The following is a 13874-nucleotide window of genomic DNA, read 5'->3' as shown; positions in this document are numbered from 1 at the left end:
TTCACTATCCGTGCGTTTACTAGAAAGTCTAGTTAGGTGCAGATAACTCACCGAGTCATCTTGACAAGAATCTTAGCAGGGTTGTAATCTCTGTCAATACTTAAGTGGTATTTTTTACAATTAAACACACTTGCATTTGTAGCAATTGCATAAAAGCCCGCAATCAAAGCAAGTCTTATTTAAGGGATAAAATGTATCAGTCAATGGAGAAGTTGACGAAAGCTATTGTTAGTGATTGATTCACAAGGTAGCTAGAGAGAGTGGTTTGTAATCAGCAGCAGAGTTGGTCTGGAATACAATCTTAGAAGTTACACTCTTATATCTTTGCTTTTCTGTGATAATCGCAGGTAGTGAATCAAGTCAGTCAATGCAGTTCCAGAAAATTTCTCTTGATTATCATTCTAACGCAACCTTGCCAAAAATCAATTGTTAATAGGTAATTGGTCATAGGTAATGGGTAATTGGTAAGAAATATTTCTTTTACTCCCTGCTCATTGCTTTGTGATTCGGGTTTAATATGAGCCGATCACTAGTAGTTCGTCAAAATAAATTTGACGGGTAATGATAGGAAAAAACTTCTGTTTTCCTTCCCCTACTTCCCCTACCCCCTCTTCTCCCCCTACTTGCCTTTACCCGTCATTTTTGGGTTGACAGACTACTAGTTGAAGCTATGACACTATTGACATAGTAAGTTTTTAGGGAGAAAATAACTTGTATTTATACTTTATAATTTAATGCTAAGTTAATAGTTATTATCCCTTTGTTCCACACTTACCTAATGTCCAGCGTTTATCCCCGCCGTCAACGGCAGCTTGAAAGTTTAGTCCAAAAGTTTGGTTTGTCAACCAACGCACCAATAAAATGGCAATTATTGGATTTGGCACTAACTCATCCTACCGTCTCTGATATTGCCAACTATGAACAACTAGAGTTTGTTGGCGATGCGGTGGTGCGTCTTGTGGCGGCTGTGGTATTATGGGAACATTATGCTGATTGTTCGGTCGGTGATTTTGCGGCTATTCGTTCAGTGTTGGTGAGCGATCGCATTCTTGCCCAACTAGCAAGAGAATATGGTTTAGAGTTATACCTATTGGTAGCTGGTAGTGCCACCGCTGATCATGTTGGTCAAGAATCACGATTAGCAGATTCTTTTGAAGCGGTTTTAGGGGCGCTGTATCTTAGCACCAACAATCTTAACCTGATTCGTCCTTGGTTAGATCCTCATTTTCAGCAACTAACCACAGAAATTCGTCTAGATCCTGCCAGACTCAATTATAAAGCCGCCTTGCAAGAATGGACTCAAGCACAATTCAAAGTCCTGCCAGAATATCGAGTTTTAGAAGTCAGTCAACCCCACCGCACGCATGAACGCTTCTTTGCTGAAGTTTGGCTACATGAAAAAATGTTAGGACAAGGCAAAGGACGCTCCATTAAAGCCGCTGAACAAGCCGCCGCCAAAGTTGCCTATTTAGAAATTAGCACCCCATCAAAAGATGAGTAACAATAACTACTAAAGTCGCCAAAACATCAATTAATCATGAAAATCCCGCCCCAACGGTGTTTTTCTCCTGCTAGATTTTCCAAATACTGACTTTGGTGAAAGATAAAACACACAAAATTTTCAAATTTATACCAAATTTTAGGATTACTATTTTTTGGTGATCATAGTCACTGATGTTTCTTGATTAAAAATTTAAGATTAAGTAGTAAAAATTTATGTCCACTTCATGTTTATCTCTCAGTGAAGTCATAGGTTATGTGGTAGGATGTCCGCAGCAGTATTAAATTAAACTGTTGCAAATTAAAAGACAACAATATAGCCGAGATTATACGGTTAATAGTTATAAAAACATATAAAAAATTACATTGATTCCAGGTTGTCGGTAATGAAAAGTGAGAAACAAAAGTGAGAAACAAAATTGATCTTAACCCAGATAAAACAGTTCCCCAAGCACATTCGACGCAATTAATTGGCCGAAAATTGGACTATGATCACCATTACCATGACTGTTATCATGAAGAACAGTTAATCTATCAACACTTACTCAACTTAGTGCGAAAAGAATCTCCTAACCAAATGTTGGACAGATTTCGGGCATTATTTATTGAAAGAGCGAATTATCCTGAACCAGAAATTATCTCAATTTTAGACAAAATTACCGGATCTAAGAACGCATCTGAAGAATTTCAGTTCTTCCTGAACCGCTGTTGCCATATTCTCATCAACTACTGGCACATGAAACCCTTGCTAAATAGTGCGATCGCTGATTTGATAGATTTATTTCATGCTATACCTACAACTTATAAAGTTAACAATTTACGTTGCCGCGAAATCAGCCGTTTACGGGAATTAGTTAAACAGTTTGTCAGCAGCGAACAATATTTAATTTTACAGAGATTTACTCAAGTAGTCAATGAGACTTATCCTGTAGCCAAAAGGCAAGATAATCAGCCTCTAATGACATTAATTCGTCGTTACCCTTATCTGTATGAACATTGTTTAATGAACGACGACTCTACTATTGAACAAAAAGAAACTGTTAGACACTTTCAATCACAAGTACAAAAGAAATTTGAAATTGATTTATCACAATATGTAACTTATAAAGTACGGCAAATTCAGTCATTGCAAAATACTTCAACTGCTGAAGCCAATAGAATTTTGCGCCCCATAGATAATCCTACATTATTAACTGATGGTGAATTATATACCACATTAAAACATTTTGTTGGTAAAGTTGAACGTGGCAATACATATCATGAATCTGCCCAACAGTTCATAAAATATGGCGGACAAGCGAAAAATTTTCGTAATTTTAAGGATGATTTATATGAATATTTGATATTGTCTGTAGACAAGCAATACGGGAGAAAACAATTCAACCAAAAATTATATAGATATTTACAAGACATTTTACCTCAAGCCGATGAGCAAAAAGTTAATGACTTGTTATTAGTAAGAACTTGCAGTAATTTATTAAACTTTTTAGTTGTTAATAACCAATCATCACCACAGCACTTTGTTTTCTTAGATTTAATTAGTAATCAAGGAACAGTCCCCACAATGGGCTTATTATTAAAAATTGTCCTGATTTGTGGAAAAGTTAAACCATATTTAGAAAGAAAATTTGCAATTTTGTTTAATCACTATGAAGCTTCCACTACTGAGACTGTTGGCTGGTTAGTGGGAACTTTGGAACAATTGAATATTGCTTTTAGTATTAATTTTGGTGGGATTGATTTATCATTCTTTAAGAGATTTTGTTAAAACTAAATAGGGCTTGCTGAATAAATATAAACCCTTTATAAATCAATGATTTCCGAGGGGATTCAATGTTGATAATGTGCCAGCAATAAATGTTGATATTATCAAAAATCAACCACTTTTTTAAATTCTACATGATTCTTTCTCCTTACTCCTGATTTGAAGCGTTTTTATATATATTAAAAAAGACAGAGATTTCCTCTGTCCTCAAAATATGGTACTTAAAGTTTTAATGGCAAAATATTAGTAGCGATCGCGTCCACCACCACCATATCCACCTCGTCCACCACCACCACCACGATCTTCTTTGGGTTTAGCTTTGTTAACCTTCAAGTTACGTCCCATCCATTCAGCACCGTCAAGCGCTTCAATTGCGGCTGTTTCTTCTGCCTCTGTTCCCATTTCTACAAAGGCAAAACCTCTTTTCCGACCAGTTTCCCGGTCAGTAGGTAGTTGAACTCTCTTAACAGTTCCATATTCTGCGAAAACCCCATTCAGGTCATTCTCTGTAACATCATAGGATAAATTACCAACGTAAATTGACATTGAATAGCTCCGAAAATTAAAAAATGAACTTGTTCCTTAACTACAATATCAGCACTCAGATAAAATCCGCTATAGGACTTAAAAAAGACACATATTGTGTGTGTCTTGATAAAATTATGATTGATTGTGGATGCTAAAACTTAGTAACGGCGAGAATAGCCGCCACCGTCGCCGCCATCCCGTCTTCCACCACCACCACGATCTTCTTTGGGTTTAGCTTTGTTAACCTTCAAGTTACGTCCCATCCATTCAGCGCCGTCAAGTGCAGCAATTGCGGCTTCTTCTTCCGCATCTGATTCCATTTCTACAAAGCCAAAACCTCTTACACGCCCAGTTTCCCGGTCAATAGGTAGTTGAACTTTTTTAACAGTTCCATACTCTGCAAACGTCTGTTTGAGGTCTTCTTCTCTAACCTCATAGGATAAATTACCGACATAAATTGACATTGAATAGCTCCGGGAATTAAAAAATGGACTTTTAGACTATTAACATGAGGAATGCCTCAACCATATAATACCCGTAATTAAGGTTTATTTTCTAATTGGGCATGGAAATTTTTTCTCCGGTAGCATAACTCTCCAAATCACCGACGGCTAGATTGACAAAATCATCAATAATTGAGGCGGATATTGATGATGCAGAAAGATTTGTACAGTTAATTATAGTTGGGAATTATTTTAGATATTTGTGGTGAGATATTTGTTGTCAATGTTGGGTTTCCTTGCGTCAACGACCGGGGAAACTACCCATATAGGGACCATGTTCGATAGTCCTATCGGGCATGATAGTATTCCAAATCAAATTTCCGTGGCGACAGATAACATCTTTGGAAATATTGACATCTTGGAAGTTAGTATCAATCAAAATAGCACGGGAGAAACCAAAACTAGGCAGCTTACAACTTCGGAAATTGGCACAAGTAGCATTCATGTGAGTCAAGACGGCATCAGTCAAATCAGCTTCAACCAAACAACACCAGAACAAATTAACAGAATACAATTCAGCTTTTCTGAGGATAGCACCTTCCAAATTCGCTCCCCTCAAAATGGCTCCAGTGAGATCGGCTCTAGTGAGATTGACACCAGCGAGATTGGCATCAAGGAGATCAGCACCACGCAGCTTAATTCCTTGCAAATTGATCCCTTTGAGGTCATTATCTCCAACGTAAAGTCTAATACCATTAAAGTCCCGCTCTCCCTCATCGTATCGAACTACCAATTCTTCAATATCCATAATTCAACTTTTACGTTAATTAAAATATCCAACGACAACCTACTAAACCTCTGGCACTTCCTTTTTAATCTCACTTTCCAAATCACCAACCGCCCCATAGAACAACTAGCTGAAACCTAAATCACAAAAAGCTACATTGACAAAATTATCAATAATTGAGGCGGAGATTGATAATGCAGAAAGATTTGTACAGTTAATTATGGTTGTGAATTATTTTAGAAATTTGTGGTGAGATATTTGTCGTCAATGTTGGGTTTCCTTGCGTCAACCCAACCTACAAACTATCTACCTTCCCCATCTCCATATTGAGGTCCAAGTTTGATGGTGCCATCGGGCATAACAGTTCTCCAAATCAAATTTCCGCCACGACAAATAAGTTGATCAGGGATATGAGCATCTTGAAAGCTGGCATCAGCCAAAATAGCATATTCCATCGCTCCAATGTTGATTGCTCTATCGAAGTAAGCGCAAGTAGCATTGATATGATCGAGGACACTTCCTCTCAAATCAGCTTCGGTTAAATCACACCAGCGCAAATTAGCGGAATACAAATTAGCATCCCTAACAATAGCACGTCTGAAACAAGCTTGTTCCAAAACAGATCCAAGCAAATTGGCTCCGCTCAAATCAGTTTCAGTAAAATCAGCCTTTTTTAAATAGGCTCCACTGAAGTTAATATCTCGCAAACACAACCCCCGCAAGTCAATTTCGTTTCCTTCGACATCAAACGGAGATTGGATCAACTTGATTCCTCGAAAGTCACGCTTCCCTTGGAGGTAGCTACCAAGCAATTCTTCTGGAGTCATTTTCAAAACTATCATTTTACTGCCAATTTCTTTTCCAATCTCAAATATAGTGCAACTCAACCTCTGGCAATCTCTTTTTGACCTCACTTTCCAAATCACCAAATAATACTAAGAAGATGTGGGAGAAGGGTGAGATTTTGTAATTGGCATTGAATAAGATTTTGGTAGTTTTAAATCAGCGAATTCACAGATAGAATTGAAAGCACAAAAACGGCAATGGTTTCCCGGATTTGGGGGAAATATTTGACTAAAGTTACTATTTTTAGCTTCGTATTGTTGTAAATCTTCTTGATGTTGATGGGCAATATTTGCTAACTCCGATTCCAAATCTTTAAATTCACTATTGCTAATAGTAATTAATTCCGATTTTTTGCAAACTTCCAAATTATAAAAAGAGGCAACTGCGGGTTTGCCAGGATAAAGATAACGGGCTGCGAGTAAATAAACTAGTGCTTGTCTGTGGTCAAAAGCCGATCTACCAGTTTTAAAATCTAAAATATGTAAGGTGCTATCAGACTCAATAAATATACAGTCCATAGCGGCATATAACCGAAAGCAATAATCTTGTTTTTCAATCACAATCGGTTTAGGAAAACCTTCATCACCCGCAGTTAATTCCAGAATCCGCTTACCTAATAATAATGGGGCATTTTGATATTTTCTCAAAATTTGTAATACCCGATATTTAACTGTTTCATGAGTCTGACTCAATCCCAACAACCTCGCCACTTTTTCCACACCATCAACCTGAGTTAACCAATGCAAATGACGATGAAACTCATACACACCTTTTTGGGCAAGAATGCCAATGCGCTGGGGTGGGGTGGCTGTTGTCAATAAAGCTTTAACTTCGGGTTCATGTTGTCGCGCTTTGATAAATCCTCTTCTCATTTGGCAATGCCAATGTTCCTGTCCCCGGCTGGGGGCAAATAAAGACCAAAGGTGGTAACTAACAAAGGGTCTATCGGGGGTTGACATTGCTCATGTAGAGTGAGAGAAATTACCTTGGGGATACTTGCGGCTTAGTGGCTGTTCCACAGCTTTGCGGGATGCTTCCTAATAGTAAATAGCAATAATCATGCACGGGAGAGAGTGGCAATATGAGTAACCCTAGCAATTCCGGTAAGATAAAGTTTGGTACTGATGGATGGCGCGGAATTATTGCTGATGATTTTACTTTTCCCAATGTGCGGAAAGTAACGAGAGCGATCGCTAGTTATCTGGAAACTGCCTATAGTAAGGACAAACCTGTTTTAATTGCCTACGATACGCGGTTTTTAGCTGACGAGTTCGCCCGGTCATCTGCCGCAGTTTTGGCGGATTTGGGCTGGAATGTAAAAATTACTGATCGGGATTGTCCCACCCCAGTAATTGCCTACAATGCCCGCCTGCTCGATTCCGCAGGGGCTTTGATGTTTACTGCTAGTCATAATCCTGCACCCTATTGTGGGATTAAATATATTCCCGATTATGCAGGTCCGGCAACTCCAGAAATTACTGATACTATTGTCGCCAACATAGAAACAGCATCGGACGAGTTACCTGGAAGTAACCCATCTGGGACAATTTCTACTTTTGATCCCAAGCCCGATTATCTAAATTTTATCTACACCTTGTTGGATGTGGAAAAAATTAAAAGTGCAAATTTAAAGGTCAAGTATGATGCCCTTTATTCTACCTCACGGGGCTATTTAGATGAAGTCTTGCAACACTGTGGTTGTCAATTAGAAAGTTTCCACGATTGGCGAGATGTGCTGTTTGGCGGTGGTATGCCTGAACCCAAAGGGGAACAGTTAGTTGAGTTGGTGGCAGCCGTGAGGGCTGATCATGCGGATTTAGGTTTGGCTACCGATGGTGATAGCGATCGCTTTGGTATTGTTGATGAACAGGGTAATGTCCTCACTCCCAATACAGTGCTGTTAGTTCTAGCACGACATTTGATAAAAAACAAGGGTAAGAGTGGGGCAATTGTTCGCACTGTGGCAACTACGCACTTATTAGATAATTTCGCTGCCAAGTATGGCTTGCAAATTTATGAAACTGCGGTAGGTTTTAAATACATTGGCGAGAAAATGCGGGAAACCGCCGTTTTGATTGGTGGAGAAGAATCCGGTGGTTTAAGTATCATTGGGCATATTCCTGAAAAAGACGGGGTTTTAGCAGATATGCTAGTAGCTGAGGCGATCGCCTATGAAGGTAAGCCTTTGAGTCAGTTGGTACAGGAAGCGATCGCCGAAGCTGATGGACCACTATATAACAATCGCTTGGATTTACACCTAACGGAAGATCACAAAGTCGCAGTCATCAACTCTTATACCCAAAATCCGCCTTCAGAAGTGGCAGGAATTAAGGTGAAAGAGGTGGGAAGAAAAGATGGTATTAAACTGTATTTAGAAGAGGGTAGCTGGGTGTTGCTGCGTCCTTCTGGGACAGAACCTTTGGTGAGAGTTTACATGGAAACCAACTCATCAGAAAAACTTAGCCAGATTGCTAAATTCATGGAAAGTGAAATTGCTAAGTTAGGTTAGCGAATCAAGGAGTCAGGAGTTCAGGAGTTCAGGAGTTCAGGAGTTAGAAAGAAGGAAGAAGGAAGAAGGAAGTTGGGTAATTTTTATTCCCTATTCCCTATTCCCTATTCCCTATTCCCTGTTCCCTGTTCCCTGTTCCCCTGTAATAACCACAATTTTTAACACCAACCTACTGATTGCGAGAAATGTGAATGTTAATTAATTACAAGATTACTCGGTAAGCGTAAAGCTCAGTTACTTTAGTGCTGAGATATAAGCGACACGGGCGAATTTATTCGCTCAAGCTCTTGACTAGTAACAGTAGGTGTGATACAGTTTTAAAGATTCTAGAATTTAAGTATAACTAAACAACGTAAAAACTTAACTAATTTGGTTGAGTGCGTAGTCATACATAACAGTATTGCAGTTTAGGAAAGCTAAATTTGGTGAAAAATGAAATACAAAAATCGAGTACGGTAGGGCATACCGGAATTAACGCTTTAGGAGAATCGACCTCTGTTTTTGTTGGAGTAATCCAGCAATTGTAAGTTGGCTCATTGATTAAAGAATCTCAGTGTCTTTATATCTGAGAGTGTCAATTAACATTTCTTAATATAAATATCTTGACTGAATTGGCATCAATTGATATATAATTCACAAAAGACACAAATAAAAACTAACCAATAAGCCTTTGTGCTTAGTGAATTAGGATTTCGGGGTTATAGCGCAGTTGGTAGCGCACCTCAATGGCATTGAGGGGGTCAGCGGTTCGAATCCGCTTAGCTCCATACAAATTATAAGTAATCGAACAGAACTAATTACACAACTGATTTTTCTGTTAATTTTCTCCACGACTGACTTGAAAATAGGGTCTGCTAACAGTTTAGCTTTGCTTAAAACCCAGTAGTCAGAAGGAAAAAAGCCATGCAACAATCATAAATTGCAAGGTTTTCATAGTTACCAGAAAGCCATACCATTACACTGATTTTTTATTGGTGAAAATACCAAAAACTTGATAAGATATTGGCAACATAGCTGGTAAGTTAAAAAAGATGCCAAGCATAAACGTTGAAGTCCAATTATCTTCAGAACAACTCCTAAACGCCGTTGAACAGTTAACCCAACCAAATTTAGAGCAGTTTGTTTGTCAACTTGTAGTTTTGCGTACTCATAAAAAAGCAGCTTGTTTGCTCAAAAATGAAGCACAATTATTTTTGCAACCATATCAAGATACCACAGATAATAATAATGAAAAGTTAATAAATAAAAGAGAAGTAGAAATATTAACAAAAGAAGAATATCAAGCATTATTATATCTGGGAGAACAGATAGATAAACTACAAGCGCAACGTATAGAATATATGGCAGAATTAGCCAAAATACATGGTATTTCTTTAACTAAACTTATGGAAAACTTAGGTTTTAGTTAAGGATTTTTAATTAAGTATGGTTATATCTCACAATTTTTTGTATATTTTATCTCATCTTGGATGTATCAAAGGATTTTATGTTAGAGAAAAGACTGCCCTGGTTTGAAAGTGCTTTACAAATAAAAGGATCAGTTATTGCGGCGATTTACAAACGGGTGCTTTTGTGCGGTGCATTTGGAGTTTTAATTTCTATACTTTATCATTTAAAAATTCCCGTTTCTCAACCAATTTTAGGGAGTGTTATTCCTAGTATAGTTTTGGGTTTGTTATTAGTATTTCGTACTAATACAGCCTATGAACGTTTTTGGGAAGGGAGAAAATGCTGGGGGGCAATAGTCAATACTATCCGTAATTTAGCTCGACAAATTTGGGTATCTATTGATGAAAAAGAACCAGAAGATAAAGATCATAAAATTGAGGCTTTAAACTTACTTGTAGGTTTTGCCATAGCGACAAAACTACATTTACGAAGTGAACCTATAAGTAGTGATTTAGAAGCATTAATGCCAGATTCTAAATACATCACTCTGAAGATTATCAATAATCCGCCTTTAGAGATTGCCTTTTGGATTAGCGATTATTTACAACAGCAATATAACCGTAATTATATTAATAGTTATCAACTGACATCTATGCAGGAATTATTAAATCTGTTAGTAGATAATTTAGGTTCTTGTGAACGAATTTTAAGAACACCAATGCCGCTGGCTTATGCTATTCACCTCAAACAATTATTATTGCTGTATTGCTTCCTATTGCCATTTCAAATCGTCCAGAGTCTGGACTGGTGGACTGGGTTAATTTCTGCTTTGGTTAGCTTTACGTTGTTAGGTATTGAAGCCATTGGGTTAGAAATTGAAAATCCCTTTGGTTATGACGAAAATGATTTACCTTTGGACGCAATTTGCACAACAATGAAACGAAATATTGATGATTTAATCAGCTTAACTCCTACTGTGAATAAATAATGAAATTTTAAATAGCGCTTGAAATAGAATCTATAAATGGTGATACTACCTCAACAAATGCTTGAGTATATTCATAGGGCATAACATTCTTGCCAATGATTTTTACTCCCTGACCTTGAGGTAAGCAATTCAAATAATATGCTAATCTTTCATCAGGAGTTTCTGGTTTACTTTCTTTACTAATGCCGCGAGCTTTTTCTCCTACAACTAATAATGTGCGGTGAGGAATTGAGGCGATATCATGACTGTAATCCCTTTGCCAAAATCTGGCTAAAAAAGCAAACACAGCATAACGCCCATTCATATTTTTAGCATCTGCCATGAGAGTATTTAGCCATTCATCATCAACGTTTTCCCCAAGAGCAAATAATTTTTCAGATGAGAAAGAATGTAAAAATTTGCGAGTACGGGCATAGCGAAAAAAGGCATTACCTATAGGAGATTTGAAAATACTCCAAAGTAAGTTTTGTTGCCATTTGGGGGCAGTTTTAGTAATAACTGGACGAGAGGTAGGATCAGATAAGACTAACCCAGCAATTAAGTCTTTTTCTAGTTTTACTAATTCAATAGCAACTGGTAATAAAGCTCCTTGAACTACGATAATAACGGGTTGTTTAATTACAGTTTGCAAGAAGTATTGTAACTGTTTTGCCCAGTTAATTGGCGTATGTGCTAAGGCTGGCATATCACTTTCACCACATCCCAATAAGTCGGGATTATAGATGTAATTTTGGTGATTTTTATCATACCATTCTCGGCAAAATCGTTGCCAAAATTGCCGTGATAAACCTACACCGATAGGATGAATTAAAAGTAAAGGAATGCCCGCTGCTGGAGAATTGAGAGGTTGATGAATTTCGTAAGCACAACGATAGTTTTGCCAAGAATAATACTGGGTTGGCAATGGTGTTCCGTTGTTAATTGTAGATGATGACATGATGATAATTGAGAATGAGGACTAAAAAATTATTTGCGGGTGCATGAATTGATATCCCGCATCTTTAAGCTTTTGATTGGATACCCAGGCATTATAGGGGCGAATATTTTTATTATCTGCATCCCAACTAACTTTAGGTAAGTTGTTTTTTGTCATCACATTATCAAGTAATTCTTTATTTGTGAGATGACTATCATCTACAAGATTATAAATGCCTTGTAAGCGATGCTCACGAGCAAATTCTATGGTGTTAACAATATCATCAAGGTGAATCCAATTGGTGATATCTTCTCCATTACCGGGACGAGTTGTTCCTGCGGCTCTAGCAAAGATTTTTACCAATTCTCTACCTGTTCCATAAATACCACCTAACCGTAAAATACAAATGCGGGTATTTTCATTGTTGGCTGATAATAATATATCTTCTGTTTTTCTTAGTAGTTGAGAATTACGATTTGCTGGTGCTGGTGGGCTTTCTTCGTCTACCCAGATACCATTTCTATCTCCATAAATTGAATAACTACTTGTATATATGACTTGGTGAATATGGGGGAATTGGGGTAAAAGAGAAACTAGAGTTTTCGCAGTATCTACATAGGTTTCTTCATAAGAATCTGCATTCTTTGCCCCAACACTTAATAAGACAATTTCTTGATTTTTTAATACGGCTTTCAAACTTTCTAAATCATTACCTGATGTGACAATAACTCTTTGTGCTACTGTTTCTAAGGTAGGGATACGTTCTGGGCTAGTGGTAGTTGCAGTCAACATAAAATTACTGTTTGACTGCCAATATTTGCTAACTGCACAACCTACATAACCACAGCCAATAATTGCAATGTTCATGGTCATTAATAGAACTAAAATAAATTATTTTTAACAATTACCAGTCAACCGTCAATAGTACAGAAATCCAAAAGTTTTTGACTAATAAGTATTAGTTTTACTTTAAATTTTCTGCCTATTCAAATATATAACCTGAGAAGGAAGCCACATTGATCATTAAATTTTGTGAATACAGCATTCCTATTTCGTATGTAAACTTGACTTCTGAAGTCAAAGAGCAGGAAGTAGATTCTCTCACATATTATGGGTTATGGCTATATTATTAATTTTAATGACTATGACTATGGTACTCACTGGTAATCTAATTAGCAAGAAAGATTACTAAGTTTTTTATATTGTCAGTAATTTTAACTTGCTTTTTAGGTTCTGGGATTGTTATTAGGTATGAATTATACCATCAGGCATGATGGCCCCAGCTAATTTAGCTCCAATCAATTTTACCAGTAGGCGATCGCCTGAACGAATTCTCGCTCCTGTCAAGTCAGCACCCCGCAAGTCAGCACCGCTAAGATCCGCACCAATCAAATTAGCCGAGCGTAAATTGGCATCTCTTAAATCTGCTAAAAGTAAGTTAGCTCTAAATAAATTGGCTTCTGACAAATCCGCACCTCTGAGAATCACCTTGTGCATAAAGGTATCACTAAGATTAGACCCACTTAAATTTGCATAGCTCAAGTTTCTGCCTGATAAATCCCGGTTACTCAAATTAGCACGACTAAAATCTTTACCGCTTAAATCTGAATTTGGCTGTGGTTGTTGATGGGTTGTGTGTGGTGGATAAGAGTATGTAGATGGTGGTTTATGGGCTGGAGGTGGTGAAGAATAAGATGAAGTAGGCTGTTTATCCCGTAAAGAGCGCAGTTTATCACGCGCTTCATTAAATAATTTCAGCTTTTCCTGGGCTTTGTGTTGTAAGCGGAGATTGTCTTTGGGGAGACGGTCTGGATGCCAAACAAACACTAAATCTTTGTAAGCCTGGTTTATCTGTTCGAGTGTAGCCCCTGGCTCTAATTCTAAGATTCTGTAGTATCGCTCCAGTTCGCTGCTCGTCATGGTGTATTAGTGAATATTAATTAATAATTTAACAAATGTTGAGTATTTGTTCATTTAGTATTTTCTATCTTCTCCACCATCGAGTGGTAATTGAAAAAACTTGTATTTGTTAGCAAAATTTTAGGCTAAACTGTAATAGTTAATTTGTTACAAATCTTCCCAAATTGCTATATTGTGTAAACTCAGGTTTGAATTGATTCTTAACTGAGTCAAAGTTTACACACTTGTGATCTGGGTTTTTAGGGAACAGGGAGTAGAGGAGTAGGGGGAGTGGAGGAGTAGA

General features: G+C 37.5%; 13 protein-coding genes and 1 tRNA gene. 6 read left to right on the top strand and 8 right to left on the bottom strand.

What is annotated here, in order from left to right:
* Nucleotides 1-778: 778 nt before the first annotated feature.
* Together rnc and FJR05_RS00605 are read left to right on the top strand one after the other, a co-directional pair.
* On the top strand, nt 779-1501 hold the full coding sequence (gene rnc / locus FJR05_RS00610) for a ribonuclease III (RefSeq protein WP_168642322.1): 723 nt from the start codon (nt 779-781) through the stop codon (nt 1499-1501).
* 405 nt (nt 1502-1906) lie between these two features.
* Nucleotides 1907-3268 carry a hypothetical protein gene (locus tag FJR05_RS00605; RefSeq protein ID WP_371416758.1) on the top strand — a complete coding sequence of 454 codons (1362 nt, stop codon included), beginning with the start codon at nt 1907-1909 and terminating at the stop codon, nt 3266-3268.
* A gap of 240 nt (nt 3269-3508) precedes the next feature.
* On the opposite strand, the gene FJR05_RS00600 is transcribed toward FJR05_RS00605, so the two are convergent.
* The 5 genes from FJR05_RS00600 to FJR05_RS00580 form a co-directional block, all read right to left on the bottom strand.
* Nucleotides 3509-3811 carry an RNA-binding protein gene (locus tag FJR05_RS00600; RefSeq protein ID WP_168642321.1) on the bottom strand — a complete coding sequence of 101 codons (303 nt, stop codon included), beginning with the start codon at nt 3809-3811 and terminating at the stop codon, nt 3509-3511.
* Between the two features lie 140 nt (nt 3812-3951).
* Nucleotides 3952-4257, bottom strand: a complete 306-nt coding sequence (locus tag FJR05_RS00595) for an RNA-binding protein (RefSeq protein WP_168642320.1) — start codon at nt 4255-4257, stop codon at nt 3952-3954.
* 280 nt (nt 4258-4537) lie between these two features.
* Entirely contained in the window at nt 4538-5029 is a 492-nt protein-coding gene (locus tag FJR05_RS00590; protein WP_168642319.1) for a pentapeptide repeat-containing protein, read from the bottom strand.
* Nucleotides 5030-5325: 296 nt separating this feature from the next.
* Nucleotides 5326-5850, bottom strand: coding sequence for a pentapeptide repeat-containing protein (locus FJR05_RS00585; protein WP_168642318.1), 525 nt, complete (start codon nt 5848-5850; stop codon nt 5326-5328).
* Nucleotides 5851-5958: 108 nt separating this feature from the next.
* Nucleotides 5959-6828, bottom strand: coding sequence for a PD-(D/E)XK nuclease family protein (locus tag FJR05_RS00580; RefSeq protein WP_168642317.1), 870 nt, complete (start codon nt 6826-6828; stop codon nt 5959-5961).
* Nucleotides 6829-6950: 122 nt separating this feature from the next.
* Here FJR05_RS00580 and FJR05_RS00575 point away from each other — a divergent pair, with 122 nt between their 5' ends.
* The 4 genes from FJR05_RS00575 (at nt 6951) to FJR05_RS00560 (ending at nt 10755) form a co-directional block, all read left to right on the top strand.
* Complete coding sequence (locus FJR05_RS00575; protein ID WP_168642316.1) at nt 6951-8378, top strand: phosphoglucomutase/phosphomannomutase family protein; 1428 nt, start codon at nt 6951-6953, stop codon at nt 8376-8378.
* A 694-nt stretch (nt 8379-9072) separates the two neighbouring features.
* Nucleotides 9073-9145: transfer RNA gene (locus tag FJR05_RS00570), tRNA-Ala, on the top strand.
* A gap of 264 nt (nt 9146-9409) precedes the next feature.
* Nucleotides 9410-9787 (top strand): STAS/SEC14 domain-containing protein, encoded by a 378-nt coding sequence (locus FJR05_RS00565; protein WP_174783533.1) that lies wholly within the window; start codon nt 9410-9412, stop codon nt 9785-9787.
* A 77-nt stretch (nt 9788-9864) separates the two neighbouring features.
* The gene (locus FJR05_RS00560; protein WP_168642315.1) at nt 9865-10755 is read left to right on the top strand and encodes a bestrophin family protein; all 891 of its coding nucleotides are present in this window, start codon (nt 9865-9867) and stop codon (nt 10753-10755) included.
* 7 nt (nt 10756-10762) lie between these two features.
* Here FJR05_RS00560 and FJR05_RS00555 read toward each other — a convergent pair whose 3' ends face one another.
* From FJR05_RS00555 to FJR05_RS00545, 3 genes are all read right to left on the bottom strand, one after another.
* Nucleotides 10763-11692, bottom strand: a complete 930-nt coding sequence (locus tag FJR05_RS00555; RefSeq protein WP_168642314.1) for an alpha/beta fold hydrolase — start codon at nt 11690-11692, stop codon at nt 10763-10765.
* A 21-nt stretch (nt 11693-11713) separates the two neighbouring features.
* Nucleotides 11714-12538, bottom strand: a complete 825-nt coding sequence (locus tag FJR05_RS00550) for an SDR family oxidoreductase (protein ID WP_168642313.1) — start codon at nt 12536-12538, stop codon at nt 11714-11716.
* Nucleotides 12539-12916: 378 nt separating this feature from the next.
* Nucleotides 12917-13591, bottom strand: a complete 675-nt coding sequence (locus tag FJR05_RS00545) for a pentapeptide repeat-containing protein (RefSeq protein WP_168642312.1) — start codon at nt 13589-13591, stop codon at nt 12917-12919.
* Nucleotides 13592-13874 lie beyond the last annotated feature (283 nt).

This window comes from Dolichospermum sp. UHCC 0259 (assembly GCF_009711935.1).
Taxonomy (GTDB): Bacteria; Cyanobacteriota; Cyanobacteriia; order Cyanobacteriales; family Nostocaceae; genus Dolichospermum.
Note: the sequence above shows the minus strand (reverse complement) of the source record. Positions and strands in the feature narration are given on the sequence as shown.

Excerpts from the sequence above, each read along its gene's own strand:
- FJR05_RS00555 (WP_168642314.1), bottom strand. The coding sequence starts at position 11,692 with ATGTCATCATCTACAATTAACAACGGAACACCATTGCCAACCCAGTAT.
- FJR05_RS00565 (WP_174783533.1), top strand. The coding sequence starts at position 9,410 with ATGCCAAGCATAAACGTTGAAGTCCAATTATCTTCAGAACAACTCCTA.
- FJR05_RS00560 (WP_168642315.1), top strand. The coding sequence starts at position 9,865 with ATGTTAGAGAAAAGACTGCCCTGGTTTGAAAGTGCTTTACAAATAAAA.
- FJR05_RS00585 (WP_168642318.1), bottom strand. The coding sequence starts at position 5,850 with ATGACTCCAGAAGAATTGCTTGGTAGCTACCTCCAAGGGAAGCGTGAC.
- FJR05_RS00545 (WP_168642312.1), bottom strand. The coding sequence starts at position 13,591 with ATGACGAGCAGCGAACTGGAGCGATACTACAGAATCTTAGAATTAGAG.
- FJR05_RS00580 (WP_168642317.1), bottom strand. The coding sequence starts at position 6,828 with ATGTCAACCCCCGATAGACCCTTTGTTAGTTACCACCTTTGGTCTTTA.
- FJR05_RS00595 (WP_168642320.1), bottom strand. The coding sequence starts at position 4,257 with ATGTCAATTTATGTCGGTAATTTATCCTATGAGGTTAGAGAAGAAGAC.
- FJR05_RS00600 (WP_168642321.1), bottom strand. The coding sequence starts at position 3,811 with ATGTCAATTTACGTTGGTAATTTATCCTATGATGTTACAGAGAATGAC.
- rnc (WP_168642322.1), top strand. The coding sequence starts at position 779 with ATGTCCAGCGTTTATCCCCGCCGTCAACGGCAGCTTGAAAGTTTAGTC.
- FJR05_RS00575 (WP_168642316.1), top strand. The coding sequence starts at position 6,951 with ATGAGTAACCCTAGCAATTCCGGTAAGATAAAGTTTGGTACTGATGGA.
- FJR05_RS00550 (WP_168642313.1), bottom strand. The coding sequence starts at position 12,538 with ATGAACATTGCAATTATTGGCTGTGGTTATGTAGGTTGTGCAGTTAGC.